Origin of the sequence: Alcanivorax sp. UBA3183 (assembly GCF_002364155.1) — a bacterium.
Taxonomy (GTDB): domain Bacteria; phylum Pseudomonadota; class Gammaproteobacteria; order Pseudomonadales; family Alcanivoracaceae; genus Alcanivorax; species Alcanivorax jadensis.
Map to the genome: position 1 here is coordinate 124,326 of NZ_DEXN01000015.1, position 457 is coordinate 124,782.

Consider the following 457-nt stretch of genomic DNA (forward strand, 5'->3'; position numbering starts at 1 on the left):
TGGCCACGGCGGGTAAGGCCGCTGTGCACCTGACCGATGGAGGCGACACCAATGGGTTTGGGATCGATGCGGGCAAAAGCCGACTCCAGAGATTTGCCCAGGGCCGCTTCGAGATGGGGGACCAGTTCTTCATAGGGGATGGCGGTGGCCTGGTCCTGAAGCTTCTCGAACTCGGCAATCCAGTCCAGCGGGAACAGGTCCACCCGGGTGGCCAGTACCTGCCCGAGTTTGACGAAAGTGGGGCCCATCTCTTCCATGGCATGGCGCAGTCGCTCGGCGGTACCCATGCGCAGCATGTCCGGGCGCATGGAACTGCGCACCAGCTTGCCGGCATGTTCCACCGGAGTGGAAAGCCCCAGTCGACGAATTACGTCGGCAAAGCCGTATTTGAGCAGAATGGTGGCCAGCTCATTCATGCGTAACAGATCTTTGCCGGTGTGGAGAATGCTCACGGGGA

1 protein-coding gene is annotated in these 457 nt (G+C 61.1%); it reads right to left on the minus strand.

The features are described 5' to 3' along the window. On the minus strand, positions 1 to 452 hold a 452-nt coding region (locus B3Q33_RS06900), incomplete at its 3' end, for an AarF/UbiB family protein (protein WP_286827311.1). Positions 453 to 457: the final 5 nt, after the last annotated feature.